A 12,510-nucleotide genomic window follows, 5' to 3' on the forward strand; every position below is an offset into this window, starting at 1 on the left:
TGAGGCAAAAACGATCAGTCGTTGCGCGAGCCGCCGAAATACCCGCAGCCGCGCTGCACCTGGCCGTCGATCCGCAGTTCAGAACTCATGTGCTGGACACTGCCGGTGCTGCTGTCGACGCAGCGTTTGGGCGCAACCCACAGTTCAATGTGCTTGCCGTTGGCTTCGCTGCTGAGGTTGAAACGACCATCGCCCAGTTGCTCCTCAACATACGGCACCGCCAATGGAGGTTCGCCGGCGCGGTCGATAACCATGCCTTTGCCGCTGACTTTGACGTTCCACTCTGGTCCGTGACCGGCGGCCCGCAGTATCAGCAGTTTGAAGTTGGGATCGTCGCACGCTGTGCCCGAGCGCTCGACGCGGTACAGCTGCTCCAGGTCGAGACGGCTGCCATCGATCCGGCCACGCACATCGGCGAACAGCTTGCCCTGATCATCGGCCAGGGTCGCGGCTTCTTGCAGGATGCTGGTGCCACCGGTGTCGTTGACCACAAAGCTGCGCGATTCATTGCATGGCTGAAACACCAGTTTGCCGTCGGCCGCCGTCAACTGACCCTGCATACGGGTTTGCCCGACGTGAGAGGCGCTTTGCCGTGGACCATCAAACAACTGGCACGCGGCGAACAATGGAAGCAGGGCAACGAGGACGAGGGAACGGGCAACACGCATCTTTGGTTCTCCAGACAAGTGCCGCCACGTTACGCAGCCTGTCAGTCAAATGCAAAGATCGCAGCCTGCGGCAGCGCCTACATGGAAACGCATTTCCCCGTGTAGGCGCTGCCGCAGGCTGCGATCTCTTGATCTTAACCGACGTGGAATGTCTGACCAGTCTGCAAGCCTTCCACACTTTTGGCGTAGGCCAATGCCACATCCACTGCCGGAACCGGCTTGTAGCCGCGGAAGTACGGCGCGTAGCTGCCCATGGCTTCGAGCAGCACGGTCGGGCTGATCGAGTTCACGCGCAGGCCACGAGGCAATTCGATGGCGGCCGCACGGACGAAGCTGTCCAGCGCACCGTTGACCAACGCTGCCGAGGCGCCGCTGCGAATCGGGTCGTGGCTGAGCACGCCGGTGGTGAAGGTGAACGAGGCGCCATCATTGGCGAATTCGCGGCCAATCAGCAGCAGGTTGACCTGGCCCATTAACTTGTCTTTCAGGCCCAGGGCAAAGCTGTCAGCGGTCATTTCGTCCAGCGGGGCGAAGGTCACGTTACCGGCGGCGCAGACCAGCGCATCGAACTTTCCGGTCTTTTCGAACAGGGCGCGGATCGAGGCGCTGTCGCTGATATCCACATGCAAATCACCGCTGTTGCGGCCGATGCGGATGACTTCGTGACGTTGCGACAACTCTTTGTCGACCGCCGAACCGATGGTGCCGCCTGCGCCTATCAAAAGAATCTTCATCGTGCTGTTCCTCGAAGTGGTTGAACGAGGCCTAAGTCTAGAGTGGATTTTCCCGTTGATAAGCGTGCTAATAGGCAACCTTTGGTTTTCAAATGGAAACAATCCATGAGCGAAATGGATGACCTGGCGGCGTTCGCGGTGCTGATCGAAGCCGGGAGTTTTACCCTGGCGGCCCAGCAATTGGGTTGCAGCAAGGGCCAACTCTCCAAACGCATCAGCCTGCTGGAGTCGCGGTTTTCCGTGGTCCTGCTGCAACGCACCACTCGCCGCCTGAGTTTGACGGCAGCAGGTGCGGCGCTGCTGCCGCAAGCCCAGGCGCTGGTAGTCCAAGTGGAGCGAGCGCGTCAGGCATTGGCGCGGTTGAAGGACGACATGGCCGGACCGGTGCGTATGACAGTTCCGGTGTCGTTGGGGGAAACCTTCTTCGATGGCTTGCTGCTGGAGTTCTCCAGCAAGTACCCCGAGGTGCAGATCGAACTCGACCTGAGCAACAACTACCGTGATTTGTCCCGCGACGGTTTTGATCTGGCGGTTCGCTCCGAGGTGAACAATGACGAGCGCCTGGTGGCCCGGCCGCTATTGGCTTGGCACGAAATGACCTGCGCCAGCCCGGCCTACCTAGAGCAATACGGCGAACCGCTGACGCCTCAATCCCTCGCCGAACACCGTTGTTTACTCAACAGCCATTACAGCGGCCGCGAAGAATGGCTGTATCACCAGCAACACGAGTTGTTGCGAGTTCGTGTCTCGGGACCGTTCGCCAGCAATCATTACAGCCTGCTGAAGAAAGCGGCGTTGGCCGGCGCCGGTATCGCGCGGTTGCCGTCGTACCTGCTGCAAGCGGAATTGGCTGACGGACGATTGCGCTGGCTCCTGCGTGATTATCAGACTCGGCGTATGCCGATGTACCTGGTGCATCCGTATCAGGGCGGTTTGCCGAAGCGCACCCAAGTGTTGGCGGATTATTTGATTGGTTGGTTCAAGCGCAGTGGTGAGGCCCTCGACCGACTTCAGCGCTGACGTCATTTTCCTGTGGGAGCGAGCCTGCTCGCGAATGCATTGATTCAGTCAACACATGATGTGAATGTGAAACCGTTTCGCGAGCAGGCTCGCTCCCACAGGGGATTTGCTTATTTGGCGAAACGGTGTGCGACCAAGTGATCTATCGACAGCCTGCCGGGGCCGCGAGCCATCAGGAACAGCAACACCGCTGCCCACGTGCCATGGGTCGGATAGGCGTCTGGATAGACAAACAGCTGAATGGTCAGCGTCATCCCCAGCAGCGCCAGGGCTGAAAACCTTGTGGCGAATCCGATCAGGATCAGGACCGGGAAAAAGTGCTCGGCAAACGCAGCCATGTGCGCGGCGATTTCCGGCGACAGCAGTGGCACGTGGTATTCGCTCTTGAACAGTGGAATCGTTGAATCCGCCAGACGCGGCCAGCCGAGTTGAAACGTCCCGTCAATCAGGTCGATGGCCAGACCCTCGACCTTGGTCTGCCCGGATTTCCAGAACACTGCCGCAATCGAAAAACGCGCAATGAGCGCGATCAGACTGTGGGGGATTTTCTCCAGCAGCGCGATGGCGCGGGGGACCAGCGTGTTCATGGCGATTCCTTGTCGTTCAGATGAGTGATGGCGTTGTGTGCAATCAATAGGGCCAGGGTTTGACTTAGGTCGAACGGCGGGCTGTTTTGCGCCGCTGCCAGCAGTGGCTGGCCATCAAGTAATTGACGGATAAACAGGCTGGCGCCGTGTTCGAGGGCAAACACCTCGACGTCCAGACAGTTGCGCAAGACCAGGGCGTACTGCTCTTGGTGGAGGTTGATGCCCTCAAGTGTTGCGTCGTGTTGATGCGCTGCCCAGATCGCGACAACGGCATGGCTTGAGTCGAGCAGGCGTAACGACGGGTGCAGCCCGAAACGCAGTTTGCTCAAAGAGTCGGGTGCAGACAGTGCGGCGGTGATTTCTTCCGGACTTATCGGGCTGGCATCGGCGGCGTGGTAGGCGACAGTACGCAGGTGTTCAAGACGTGCGACATCGGCCAGATAGAGCACGCTGAATGCCGGTTCAAAGCTTTCGATGAAATCCGCAAAATCTTCGCCATAAAGGCTCATCAACGGACTGTGGGGTGGCTGAGCCTGGATGAAAACGGCCGCCATGGCGCGGAAGAACTCCTCGCCCACCAGTTGCGCAACCACCGGATAACTGTCACCCAGAGCGTTGATCAGCGAACTTTGCACGTTGTTGCGATACACCGCGAAACGGCTCTCGGGATCGGCACCGTTGGCGCTGCACAGGCCTTCGGGGCAAGGCGATCGCACATCGAGCAGTGCCGCCGCGAAGGTCGCTTGAGTGCTCATGATCGACCCCTGGCTTGCATCAGCAAGTCATCAGCCTGCCGGGCCTCGGCGAGCAAGACGCTGAACGCCGGCAAACTGTTGTCGCGTTCGATCAGCGTTGCTGCCGGGCCTGTGCGCTCCAGCACTTGGCGGTACAGATTCCATACAGCCAGATCGATCGGCGCACCATGATCGTCGATCAGCAAACGGTCGCCGAGACTGTCGCGATCTTCTGCAAACCCAGCCAGATGAATCTCGCCAACCGCGTGCAATGGCAAGGCATCGAGGTAGGCCAATGGGTCGCGTTGATGGTTGATGCACGATACGTAGACGTTATTGACGTCCAGCAGCAGGCCGCAGCCGCTACGGCCGATGACGTCGGCAATGAAGTCAGCTTCGTCAATGGTCGAGCGTTGAAAGGCCAGATACGTCGCCGGATTTTCCAGCAGCATGGGGCGCCCGATGCTGTTCTGCACTTGGTCTATGTGCTCGCAGACGCGGTTCAGCGTCGGCGTGTCATAGGCCAGTGGCAGCAAATCATTGAGGAACACCGGGCCATGGCTGGACCAGGCCAGGTGTTCGGAAAAGGAGTGCGGTTGATAGCGTTCGATCAGTGCACCGAGACGCTTGAGATGTTGAACATCCAGTGGCCCTTCAGCGCCGATGGACAGCCCGACACCGTGCAGCGACAGCGGGTACTGTTCGCGAATCAATCCCAGAAAATGATGAAACGGACCGCCGGCCACCATGTAGTTTTCGGCGTGGACTTCGAAAAAACCAAGGTCCGGTTGTGAACCGAGCACTTCCCTGAAGTGCCCGGTCTTGAGCCCCAGCCCGGCGCGGGCAGGGAGCCCGGAGTGGGCTGCCTGAGTGTCGGAAAGGGCAGGTTCGTTGACTGTAAACATGATCGTCACTCAGGCAGGCCGTGGATCAGGACTTGGCTTTGAAGGCTTCCATCTGGCCGAAACCGGTCGGCGAGGTCTTGCTTTCAGTGGTGGCGCAGGTGCCTTTCGGAACGAGTTTCCAGGCGTTGGCCTGGTAGTCCATTTTCGCGGTGCCGGCACAGGTGGTGCCTGCACCTGCGGCGCAATCGTTATGACCTTTCATCGCCACGCCGAAGCATTTCTCCATGTCGTCAGCGGCGTGGACGGTCGATACGGCGGCCATACTCAGAGCAGAGCCGAGGGCCAGAACCAGGGCGGTGGCGGACAGGGTGCGAGTGGTAGCAGTCATGATGTTTCTCCGAGTTGAGCTAGGGTTTTTACAAGCGAAGTGCGCTTGCTTACCCCACTAGAGAACGGTCATGGCGATGCGTTACAGCCTCCTGAAAACTTTTTTGAAAAAACATCGCCCCCTGTAGGAGCTGCGGCACGCTGCGATCTTTGATCTTAAAAACAAGATCAAAGGATCGCAGCGTGCCGCAGCTCCTACAGGGGGAGTGTTCTATAGTCATTTCAATGGCCACTTTCACAGGCCGATTTACCAGGACGGTATCTTATGAAAACGGAGCGCTCAGACTCACGCGTGCTATCGCGCAGGACTTCAACTTGGGCCCTGGCGTGCGCGCTGCCGTTGCTGTGCAGTGCGTTGGCCGCGCAGCCGTTGCTTGATCCGCAGGACACGCTCAAGCGCATCAATTACAACTACAACACCCTCAAGCAAGAGTGCCAGGAGCCGGACACCGGTGCCCCGCGCGGTCTCTACTATTGCAGCGGGGTGACCTTGCGCATGGTCAACGACGGGCCGTTCAACCCCTGGGATTACAGCCCCTACGCGGTCAAGATCGGTGCGACCTCCTACTCGTGGATTCGCAAGGATCTGAGTACCAAAATTCTCATTCATCCGGCTGGTCTGATCCTGCGAACCCCAACCGATGCGGCAGCGTTGAACCTGCCAGTCAAGGAGCAAGGGCCTTACGTCGATCAGGCCACGGCGGTAGCGTAGCACTGCAATCCGTAATGAGCGTCCACTGCAGGCGTTCGCCTGCTCGCGATGGCGTCGTTTAACCCCGTGATGTTGAATGACTGCTGTCGCGAGCAGGCTCACTCCTACAAGGGATGTTGGAGAATTCAAGGATTGTGGCAGGCACAAAAAAACGGCCGGAAGGCCGTTTTTTTCGTCTGGGGAATCAACTAGTGGTGAACGAGTAATAGTGCGTCATGTATATATAGAATATGTGTCAGTTGTTTATCGCCTTTAAATATAAAAAACTGTCATTTCTGACAGTGGTTGATGTTTTTTGCGTCAGATATATTCAAGGCTTGTTGATACATTAATCAGGAGATTATTTATGAACAGGGCTGAGCTGGAAGGTTATCTGGAAGTAAAGATCAATGAAAAAGCGAAAATCATAATTGATGAAGATATGGTTCATGATGGCACTGCTCTAGGAGAAATGCAGCTGTATTTTTGTATACGCCGCATTTTAAATAAGAAGGCAACGCTCGAAGATGTTGGAGTTCTTCGCGCGATGAATAATCTTATGCAGATTTTGGGGCTTTTGTCTCCAAAGGAGACGCTGCGTTCAAAGATTGACAAATGATGATGTTGGTCATGCCTAATTAATCTTTATTCCGCAGCAAAAGCACATTATGACTTTTTGTTGACGCGGAATACTCAAGGACTTATCAGAAATCAGGAGTGTCAAATGAGTATTGTAGAAGATCGAGTAATAGTAGTTATTTCACAACAACTGGGTTTGCTTAAAGGTGAAGTTAGACGGTCAGCCTCTTTTGTAGACGATTTAGGAGCTGATTCGTTGGATACGGTTGAATTGATCATGGCGTTGGAGGATGAGTTTCAAATGGAAATTTCAGATGAAGAAGCCGAAAGAATCACAACTGTTGAGCAGGCTTTGAACTATGTTAATGCAAACGTCAGGTAATAATTTGGATGTGGAGAAATATTCGGAAAGTCGAAGGCGTTGCAAATTAAAAAAACGGCCCGAAGGCCGTTTTTTGTTTAGCGAAATGACTCAACCCCCCAGATACGCCTCGCGCACTTTCGGATCAGTCAGCAGCGCTTCACCAGTGCCTTGCATCACCACCCGGCCGTTCTCCAGAACGTACGCGCGGTCAGCAATTTTCAGCGCCTGGTTGGCGTTCTGCTCCACCAGGAACACCGTCACACCGTCCTTGCGCAGTTGTTCGATGATGTCGAAGATCTGCTGGATGATGATCGGCGCCAGACCCAGCGAAGGCTCGTCGAGCAGCAGTAGCTTGGGCTTGCTCATCAGCGCACGGCCGATGGCGAGCATTTGCTGTTCGCCGCCGGACATGGTGCCGCCGCGTTGGGCAAAGCGCTCTTTCAGGCGTGGGAAAAGTCCGAGAACCTTGTCCATCTGTTCCTGATAATCGCCCTTGTCGGTGAAGAAGCCGCCCATGGCGAGGTTTTCTTCCACGGTCAGGCGGGCAAACACCCGACGACCTTCCGGCACCACGGCAATGCTCTTGCGCATGATCTGCGCCGAGGTTTGCCCCACGAGCTCTTCACCCATGTACTTGATGCTACCGCTGTGGGCTTGCGGCGAACCGCACAGCGTCATCAGCAGGGTGGATTTACCCGCGCCGTTGGCGCCGATCAGGGTGACGATTTCGCCCTGGCGGATTTCCACGTTGACGCCGTGCAGGGCCTGGATCTTGCCGTAGAAGGTGGAAACGTTTTCGAATTGCAGCATTTACGCTTCCCCCAGGTAGGCTTTGATCACTTCAGGATTGTCGCGGATCTGTTCCGGCGTGCCGTTGGCCAGGGGCGTGCCCTGGTTGATCACGACGATGTGGTCGGAAATGCTCATGACCAGCTTCATGTCGTGTTCGATCAACAGCACGGTCACGTCGTGCTCTTCGCGGAGCACGCTGATCAGCGCCTTGAGGTCTTCGGTTTCCTTCGGGTTCAGGCCGGCGGCCGGTTCGTCGAGCATGAGGATCCGCGGGCGGGTCATCATGCAGCGAGCGATTTCCAAGCGACGTTGCTGACCGTAGGCCAGGGTGCCGGCCGGACGGTTGGCGAAGGCCTTGAGGTTGACCTTGTCCAGCCAGTACTCGGCGAACTCCATGGCTTCGCGTTCGCTTTTGCGGAACGCCGGAGTCTTGAACAGACCGGCCAGGAAGTTGGTATTCAAGTGACGGTGCTGGGCGATCAAGAGGTTCTCGACCGCGGTCATGTCCTTGAACAACCGCACGTTCTGGAAGGTCCGCACTACGCCTTTGCGGGCGATCTCGTGGCCGGGCAGGCCTTCGATGGCCTGGCCGTCGAGCAGGATGCTGCCGCCACTTGGCTTGTAGAAACCGGTCAGGCAGTTGAACACGGTGGTCTTGCCGGCGCCGTTAGGGCCGATCAGCGCCACGACCTGTTTTTCCATCACGGTCAGGGCCACGCCGTTAACCGCGAGCAAACCGCCGAAGCGCATGCTCAGATTGTCGACTTTGAGGATCTCGCGGCTCATTTTCGCAGCTCCATGTGAGGACGTTGCATGGGCAGCAGACCCTGAGGACGCCAGATCATCATCAGCACCATCAAGGCGCCGAACATCAACATGCGGTATTCACTGAATTCACGCATCATTTCCGGCAACAGGATCATCACTGTAGCGGCGAGTACGACGCCCAGTTGCGAGCCCATGCCGCCCAGCACCACGATGGCGAGGATGGTCGCCGACTCGATGAAGGTGAAGGACTCCGGTGTCACCAACCCTTGGCGCGCGGCGAAGAAGCTGCCGGCAAAACCGGCGAAGCAGGCACCCAGGGTAAACGCCGAAAGCTTGATCATGGTCGGGTTCAGACCCAGCGCACGGCAGGCGATTTCGTCTTCACGCAGCGCTTCCCAGGCACGACCCAACGGCATGCGCAGCAAGCGGTTGATGACGAACAGTGCGAACAACGACAGCACCACCGCAATCAGGTAAAGGAAGATCACCTTGTTGACCGGGTTGTAGGTCAGACCGAAGTATTCGTGGAACGTCTGCAGGCCCTCGGCAGCAGTTTTATCGAAGGTCAGTCCGAAAAGCGTTGGCTTGGGAATGTTACTGATGCCGTTCGGGCCACCGGTAATGTCGGTCAGGTTACGCAGGAACAGACGGATGATTTCACCGAAGCCCAGGGTCACGATCGCCAGGTAGTCACCACGAAGGCGCAAGACCGGGAAGCCGAGCAGGAAGCCGAAGGTGGCCGCCATCATCCCGGCGATGGGCAGGCAGATCCAGAAGCTCAGACCGTAGTAGTGCGACAGCAGCGCATAGCTGTAGGCGCCGACGGCATAGAAACCGACGTAACCGAGGTCGAGCAGGCCGGCCAGGCCGACCACGATGTTCAAGCCGAGGCCGAGCATCACGTAGATCAATACCAGCGTCGCGATGTCCACCGCGCCACGGGAGCCGAAGAACGGCCACACCAGTGCACCGATGATCAGCGCAATGATGATCCAGCGCTGGGTGGTCGGCAGAGTCAGGAAGGTGCTGACCTTGGCCGGCATCACCGGCATGCTTGGCGAGGATTTCCACGTCGCGCTGATCTTCTGGTCGAACATTACCCGCAGGAACATCAGCACCGAACAGACGGCGATGGTGATCAGCGTGGCGTTGCTGGTGCCATGAACTTCGAGGTTGATGCCGACGATGGTCAGCTTCAGACCGAGTACCGGATAGGCAACAGCCCACACCAGCAAGGCGCTGAACAACGCCTGTTTAAGATTCCTAGTCATACTTTTTCAACCTCCGGACGGCCCAGCAGGCCGGTAGGCCGGAACAACAACACCAGAACCAATAGACCGAACGCCACGACGTCCTTGTATTGGTCGCCGAAGATATCGGCACCGAAGGCTTCCGCCACCCCGAGCACCAGCCCGCCGAGCATGGCTCCGGGGATGCTGCCGATACCGCCCAGTACTGCGGCGGTGAAGGCCTTGAGGCCGACGAGGAAACCGGCGTTGGGGTTGATCACGCCGTATTGCATGCTCAGCAGCACGGCCGCAATGGCCGCCAGCGCAGCACCGATGACGAAGGTCAGGGCGATGATGTTGTTGGTGTTGATACCCAGCAGGTTGGCCATCTTGATGTCTTCGGCACAGGCGCGGCAGGCGCGACCCAGGCGAGAGCGGGAGATGAACAGCGTCAAGCCGAGCATGGCGACCAGGGTCACCACGAACACCACGATTTGCATGTAGGAAATCAGCACTTCATGTGCGCCACCTGGCCCGATGGATAAGTTGCCGGGGATCAGGTTGGGGATGGATTTGTCCTTGGAGTCTTGCGCCAGCAGAACCGTGTTCTGCAGGAAGATCGACATGCCGATGGCGGAAATCAGCGGGATCAGACGGTTGCTGCCGCGAAGAGGGCGGTAGGCGATCCGTTCGATGCTGTAACCGTAGGCACTGGTAACAACGATGGTTGCGATGAAGGCGGCGGTCATCAACAGCGGAACACTGTCGAGTCCCATCATGGACAGGCCCGCGATGGCGATGAACGCCACGTAGGAGCCAATCATGTACACCTCGCCGTGGGCGAAGTTGATCATTCCAATGATGCCGTAAACCATCGTATAGCCGATGGCGATCAGGGCATATGTGCTGCCAACGGTCAGGCCGTTAACCAGCTGCTGGAAGAAGTGATAGATGTCAGGCATTACTGCGCTCCTAAAAACCTGATACGCATTTCACTGGTGGAGTCATTTTCCCGCTCGAGCCCCGTGGATCTGCATCCACTTCGAATTCGAGGTTTGCCAGCGAACCGCTGATGACGGTTTTGAGATTTTCAGGTGGGGAGACTGGCGGATCACGCCAGCGCGGCCCAATACGTTCGTAAAACAAAGCCCACGGCACGCCGTGGGCTTTATTGGCAGTCAGTCGGCTACGCCTTACTGAGGCGAAACTTCGGTTTTAGGTTTGCCGAAGTGCCACTCGTAAACCACGAACTTGAAGTCTTTCAGGTCGCCCTTGGCGTCGAAGCTCAGGTCGCCAGTCGGGGTCTTGAAGGAACCTGCGTGGATGGCTGCAGCCACTTTTGCAGGGTCTTCGCTCTTGGCGGCAGTGATACCACCGGCGATGACTTCAACAGCCGAGTAGGAAGGGAACACGAACGGACCGCTCGGATCTTCTTTCTTGGCTTTGAACGCGTCAGCCAGGGCGACGTTGGCCGGATCCTGGTCGAAGGATTTCGGCAGGGTCACCAGCAGGCCTTCGGAAGCGTCCTTGGCGATCTGCGAAATGGAGTCGTTACCCACGCCTTCCGGACCCATGAACTTGGCTTTCAGGCCTTTTTCCTGGGATTGACGCAGGATCAGACCCAGCTCCGGGTGGTAGCCGCCGTAGTAGACGAAGTCGACGTTGGCTTGCTTGAGCTTGGAGATGATCGAGGAGAAGTCTTTGTCGCCGGCGTTGATGCCTTCGAACACGGCAACTTTCACGCCTTTGCTTTCGAGGGTTTTCTTGACGGCAGTCGCGATGCCTTCACCGTATTGCTGTTTGTCGTGCAGAACAGCAACGATTTTCGGTTTGACGTGATCCGCGATGTAGTTACCGGCGGCAGGGCCCTGGGCGCTGTCCAGACCGATCGTACGGAAGATCATTTTGTAACCACGGGCGGTGATGTCCGGGCTGGTGGCAGCCGGGGTGATCATGACCACGCCTTCGTCTTCGTAAATGTCGGACGCGGGTTGAGTGGAGCTGGAGCACAGGTGACCGACCACGAACTTGACGCCGTCGTTGACGACTTTGTTCGCTACAGCGACCGCTTGTTTCGGATCACAGGCATCGTCGTATTCAACGGCTTCGAGCTTCTTGCCGTCGACACCGCCCTTGGCGTTGATTTGTTCGATGGCCATTTTGGCGCCACTGAACTGCATATCGCCGTATTGGGCTACCGGGCCGGTTTTAGGGCCGGCGATACCGATCTTGATGGTGTCAGCTGCGAACGAATGGCTGGCAACCCCGGCCAGAACCATAGCGGCAAACAGTTTGGAAATCTGCTTAGTAGCCTTAGTCATAGTGCTCCACTCTTACTGTTGTAGTTTTTATAGTCCTGGCGCCGTAGCAGCAGAACCGGGTCAGATATCTTGGATATCCTCCGGAAAATGCCCCCGGCAACTGTACCGGTACAGTGTAGAGCGCCGATTGTTAGCCTGGGAAGGCAGCGCCGGGGGGCAAAACCTGAGGGTGTCGCTATTTTGAAAGAAAAAGACAGAATTGCGGCGGGATGTTAGCTGGCTAATCGCTTGATTCATCAGCATTCCTTGGCGTTCCTGCGAATTTCATTCGGTAACTCAATTGCATCCGGGTTTTTCTGCCAGACCACCGACGTTATCATTCACGCCGATTTCTTTTCCGGACAGGACCCATGACTCAAGAACCTAGCACCCTCTATGCCAAGCTGCTTGGTGAGACCGCATCTATTACCTGGAAGGAACTGGAACCGTTCTTTGCCAAGGGTGCCCTATTGTGGGTCGACCCAAGCCTGGATTTGATCGCTGCCGCCGAAGCCGTGGCCACGGATGAAGGCGAGAAAGTGGCTGCCTGGCTGGCCGCCGACACCCTCGCCAAGCTCTCTGAAACGCGGGCGCTGGATCTTTTCGAGCGCGACCCTCAGTTGTGGGCGGTAGTGGTTTCGCCGTGGATTCTGATCCAGGAAAGGGCGACGAACTGAAGGCTTGCACCAATTAAGTGCGCTACTTGGCCGGGCAAAAGTGTGTAGGCGAGTAGCGTGATGGCATGTTGCCGTAGAGAAAGGCCACAGAAGGGTCTTGGCGAGGGTGACGTGCACGTAACGGGAACAGTTTTA

Annotated in this window: 15 protein-coding genes and 1 pseudogene; 5 read left to right on the forward strand and 11 right to left on the reverse strand. The window is 57.3% G+C overall.

The genetic code is table 11. The features are described from left to right. Positions 1-14: 14 nt before the first annotated feature. A complete protein-coding gene (locus tag JFT87_RS11225; protein ID WP_201201275.1) occupies positions 15-668 on the reverse strand; it encodes a COG3650 family protein in 654 nt (217 codons plus the stop codon). Between the two features lie 134 nt (positions 669-802). Continuing rightward, on the reverse strand, positions 803-1,402 hold the full coding sequence (locus JFT87_RS11230; protein WP_201201277.1) for a short chain dehydrogenase: 600 nt from the start codon (positions 1,400-1,402) through the stop codon (positions 803-805). A 105-nt stretch (positions 1,403-1,507) separates the two neighbouring features. Here JFT87_RS11230 and JFT87_RS11235 point away from each other — a divergent pair, with 105 nt between their 5' ends. Continuing rightward, positions 1,508-2,422, forward strand: a complete 915-nt coding sequence (locus JFT87_RS11235; protein WP_201201279.1) for a LysR family transcriptional regulator — start codon at positions 1,508-1,510, stop codon at positions 2,420-2,422. Between the two features lie 110 nt (positions 2,423-2,532). On the opposite strand, the gene JFT87_RS11240 is transcribed toward JFT87_RS11235, so the two are convergent. Genes JFT87_RS11240 through JFT87_RS11255 form a run of 4 tightly spaced genes read right to left on the reverse strand, consistent with a single transcriptional unit; the run spans position 2,533 to position 4,976 of the window. Further along, positions 2,533-3,009 (reverse strand): DoxX family protein, encoded by a 477-nt coding sequence (locus JFT87_RS11240; protein ID WP_201201280.1) that lies wholly within the window; start codon positions 3,007-3,009, stop codon positions 2,533-2,535. Next, on the reverse strand, positions 3,006-3,764 hold the full coding sequence (locus JFT87_RS11245) for an HvfC/BufC N-terminal domain-containing protein (RefSeq protein ID WP_201201282.1): 759 nt from the start codon (positions 3,762-3,764) through the stop codon (positions 3,006-3,008). The genes JFT87_RS11240 and JFT87_RS11245 overlap by 4 nt, the downstream gene beginning before the upstream one ends. Then, positions 3,761-4,648 carry an MNIO family bufferin maturase gene (gene bufB / locus JFT87_RS11250; RefSeq protein ID WP_201201284.1) on the reverse strand — a complete coding sequence of 296 codons (888 nt, stop codon included), beginning with the start codon at positions 4,646-4,648 and terminating at the stop codon, positions 3,761-3,763. The genes JFT87_RS11245 and bufB overlap by 4 nt, the downstream gene beginning before the upstream one ends. A gap of 25 nt (positions 4,649-4,673) precedes the next feature. Continuing rightward, positions 4,674-4,976: a BufA1 family periplasmic bufferin-type metallophore gene (locus tag JFT87_RS11255; protein ID WP_201201286.1), complete on the reverse strand. Its 303-nt coding sequence runs from the start codon at positions 4,974-4,976 to the stop codon at positions 4,674-4,676. 264 nt (positions 4,977-5,240) lie between these two features. Here JFT87_RS11255 and JFT87_RS11260 point away from each other — a divergent pair. The 3 genes and pseudogenes from JFT87_RS11260 to acpP all read left to right on the forward strand — a co-directional run. Then, a pseudogene (locus tag JFT87_RS11260) lies at positions 5,241-5,654 on the forward strand (DUF2599 domain-containing protein); the annotation flags it as partial. Positions 5,655-6,033: 379 nt separating this feature from the next. Next, positions 6,034-6,285: a hypothetical protein gene (locus JFT87_RS11265; RefSeq protein ID WP_201201288.1), complete on the forward strand. Its 252-nt coding sequence runs from the start codon at positions 6,034-6,036 to the stop codon at positions 6,283-6,285. A gap of 105 nt (positions 6,286-6,390) precedes the next feature. After that, the gene (gene acpP, locus JFT87_RS11270) at positions 6,391-6,627 is read left to right on the forward strand and encodes an acyl carrier protein (RefSeq protein ID WP_201201290.1); all 237 of its coding nucleotides are present in this window, start codon (positions 6,391-6,393) and stop codon (positions 6,625-6,627) included. 90 nt (positions 6,628-6,717) lie between these two features. On the opposite strand, the gene JFT87_RS11275 is transcribed toward acpP, so the two are convergent. The 5 genes from JFT87_RS11275 to JFT87_RS11295 form a co-directional block, all read right to left on the reverse strand. Further along, complete coding sequence (locus JFT87_RS11275; protein WP_201201292.1) at positions 6,718-7,419, reverse strand: ABC transporter ATP-binding protein; 702 nt, start codon at positions 7,417-7,419, stop codon at positions 6,718-6,720. Further along, a complete protein-coding gene (gene livG, locus JFT87_RS11280) occupies positions 7,420-8,187 on the reverse strand; it encodes a high-affinity branched-chain amino acid ABC transporter ATP-binding protein LivG (RefSeq protein WP_201201295.1) in 768 nt (255 codons plus the stop codon). It abuts the gene before it with no gap. Then, positions 8,184-9,440 (reverse strand): high-affinity branched-chain amino acid ABC transporter permease LivM, encoded by a 1,257-nt coding sequence (locus tag JFT87_RS11285; RefSeq protein ID WP_201201296.1) that lies wholly within the window; start codon positions 9,438-9,440, stop codon positions 8,184-8,186. The genes livG and JFT87_RS11285 overlap by 4 nt, the downstream gene beginning before the upstream one ends. Continuing rightward, positions 9,437-10,360 carry a high-affinity branched-chain amino acid ABC transporter permease LivH gene (livH, locus tag JFT87_RS11290; protein ID WP_201201299.1) on the reverse strand — a complete coding sequence of 308 codons (924 nt, stop codon included), beginning with the start codon at positions 10,358-10,360 and terminating at the stop codon, positions 9,437-9,439. Before livH ends, JFT87_RS11285 begins: the two co-directional genes overlap by 4 nt. Positions 10,361-10,591: 231 nt before the next feature. Then, positions 10,592-11,719 (reverse strand): branched-chain amino acid ABC transporter substrate-binding protein, encoded by a 1,128-nt coding sequence (locus JFT87_RS11295; RefSeq protein WP_201195380.1) that lies wholly within the window; start codon positions 11,717-11,719, stop codon positions 10,592-10,594. A 350-nt stretch (positions 11,720-12,069) separates the two neighbouring features. Here JFT87_RS11295 and JFT87_RS11300 point away from each other — a divergent pair, with 350 nt between their 5' ends. Beyond that, positions 12,070-12,375 carry a DUF2288 domain-containing protein gene (locus JFT87_RS11300; protein WP_201201301.1) on the forward strand — a complete coding sequence of 102 codons (306 nt, stop codon included), beginning with the start codon at positions 12,070-12,072 and terminating at the stop codon, positions 12,373-12,375. The last annotated feature ends 135 nt before the right edge of the window (positions 12,376-12,510 follow it).

This window comes from Pseudomonas sp. TH15 (assembly GCF_016651105.1).
Lineage (GTDB): Bacteria > Pseudomonadota > Gammaproteobacteria > Pseudomonadales > Pseudomonadaceae > Aquipseudomonas.

Bases quoted from the DNA above. Each gene is read 5' to 3' on its own strand.
- JFT87_RS11225 (WP_201201275.1), bottom strand. From the start codon at position 668: ATGCGTGTTGCCCGTTCCCTCGTCCTCGTTGCCCTGCTTCCATTGTTC.
- JFT87_RS11230 (WP_201201277.1), bottom strand. From the start codon at position 1,402: ATGAAGATTCTTTTGATAGGCGCAGGCGGCACCATCGGTTCGGCGGTC.
- JFT87_RS11235 (WP_201201279.1), top strand. From the start codon at position 1,508: ATGAGCGAAATGGATGACCTGGCGGCGTTCGCGGTGCTGATCGAAGCC.
- JFT87_RS11240 (WP_201201280.1), bottom strand. From the start codon at position 3,009: ATGAACACGCTGGTCCCCCGCGCCATCGCGCTGCTGGAGAAAATCCCC.
- JFT87_RS11245 (WP_201201282.1), bottom strand. From the start codon at position 3,764: ATGAGCACTCAAGCGACCTTCGCGGCGGCACTGCTCGATGTGCGATCG.
- bufB (WP_201201284.1), bottom strand. From the start codon at position 4,648: ATGTTTACAGTCAACGAACCTGCCCTTTCCGACACTCAGGCAGCCCAC.
- JFT87_RS11255 (WP_201201286.1), bottom strand. From the start codon at position 4,976: ATGACTGCTACCACTCGCACCCTGTCCGCCACCGCCCTGGTTCTGGCC.
- JFT87_RS11265 (WP_201201288.1), top strand. From the start codon at position 6,034: ATGAACAGGGCTGAGCTGGAAGGTTATCTGGAAGTAAAGATCAATGAA.
- acpP (WP_201201290.1), top strand. From the start codon at position 6,391: ATGAGTATTGTAGAAGATCGAGTAATAGTAGTTATTTCACAACAACTG.
- JFT87_RS11275 (WP_201201292.1), bottom strand. From the start codon at position 7,419: ATGCTGCAATTCGAAAACGTTTCCACCTTCTACGGCAAGATCCAGGCC.
- livG (WP_201201295.1), bottom strand. From the start codon at position 8,187: ATGAGCCGCGAGATCCTCAAAGTCGACAATCTGAGCATGCGCTTCGGC.
- JFT87_RS11285 (WP_201201296.1), bottom strand. From the start codon at position 9,440: ATGACTAGGAATCTTAAACAGGCGTTGTTCAGCGCCTTGCTGGTGTGG.
- livH (WP_201201299.1), bottom strand. From the start codon at position 10,360: ATGCCTGACATCTATCACTTCTTCCAGCAGCTGGTTAACGGCCTGACC.
- JFT87_RS11295 (WP_201195380.1), bottom strand. From the start codon at position 11,719: ATGACTAAGGCTACTAAGCAGATTTCCAAACTGTTTGCCGCTATGGTT.
- JFT87_RS11300 (WP_201201301.1), top strand. From the start codon at position 12,070: ATGACTCAAGAACCTAGCACCCTCTATGCCAAGCTGCTTGGTGAGACC.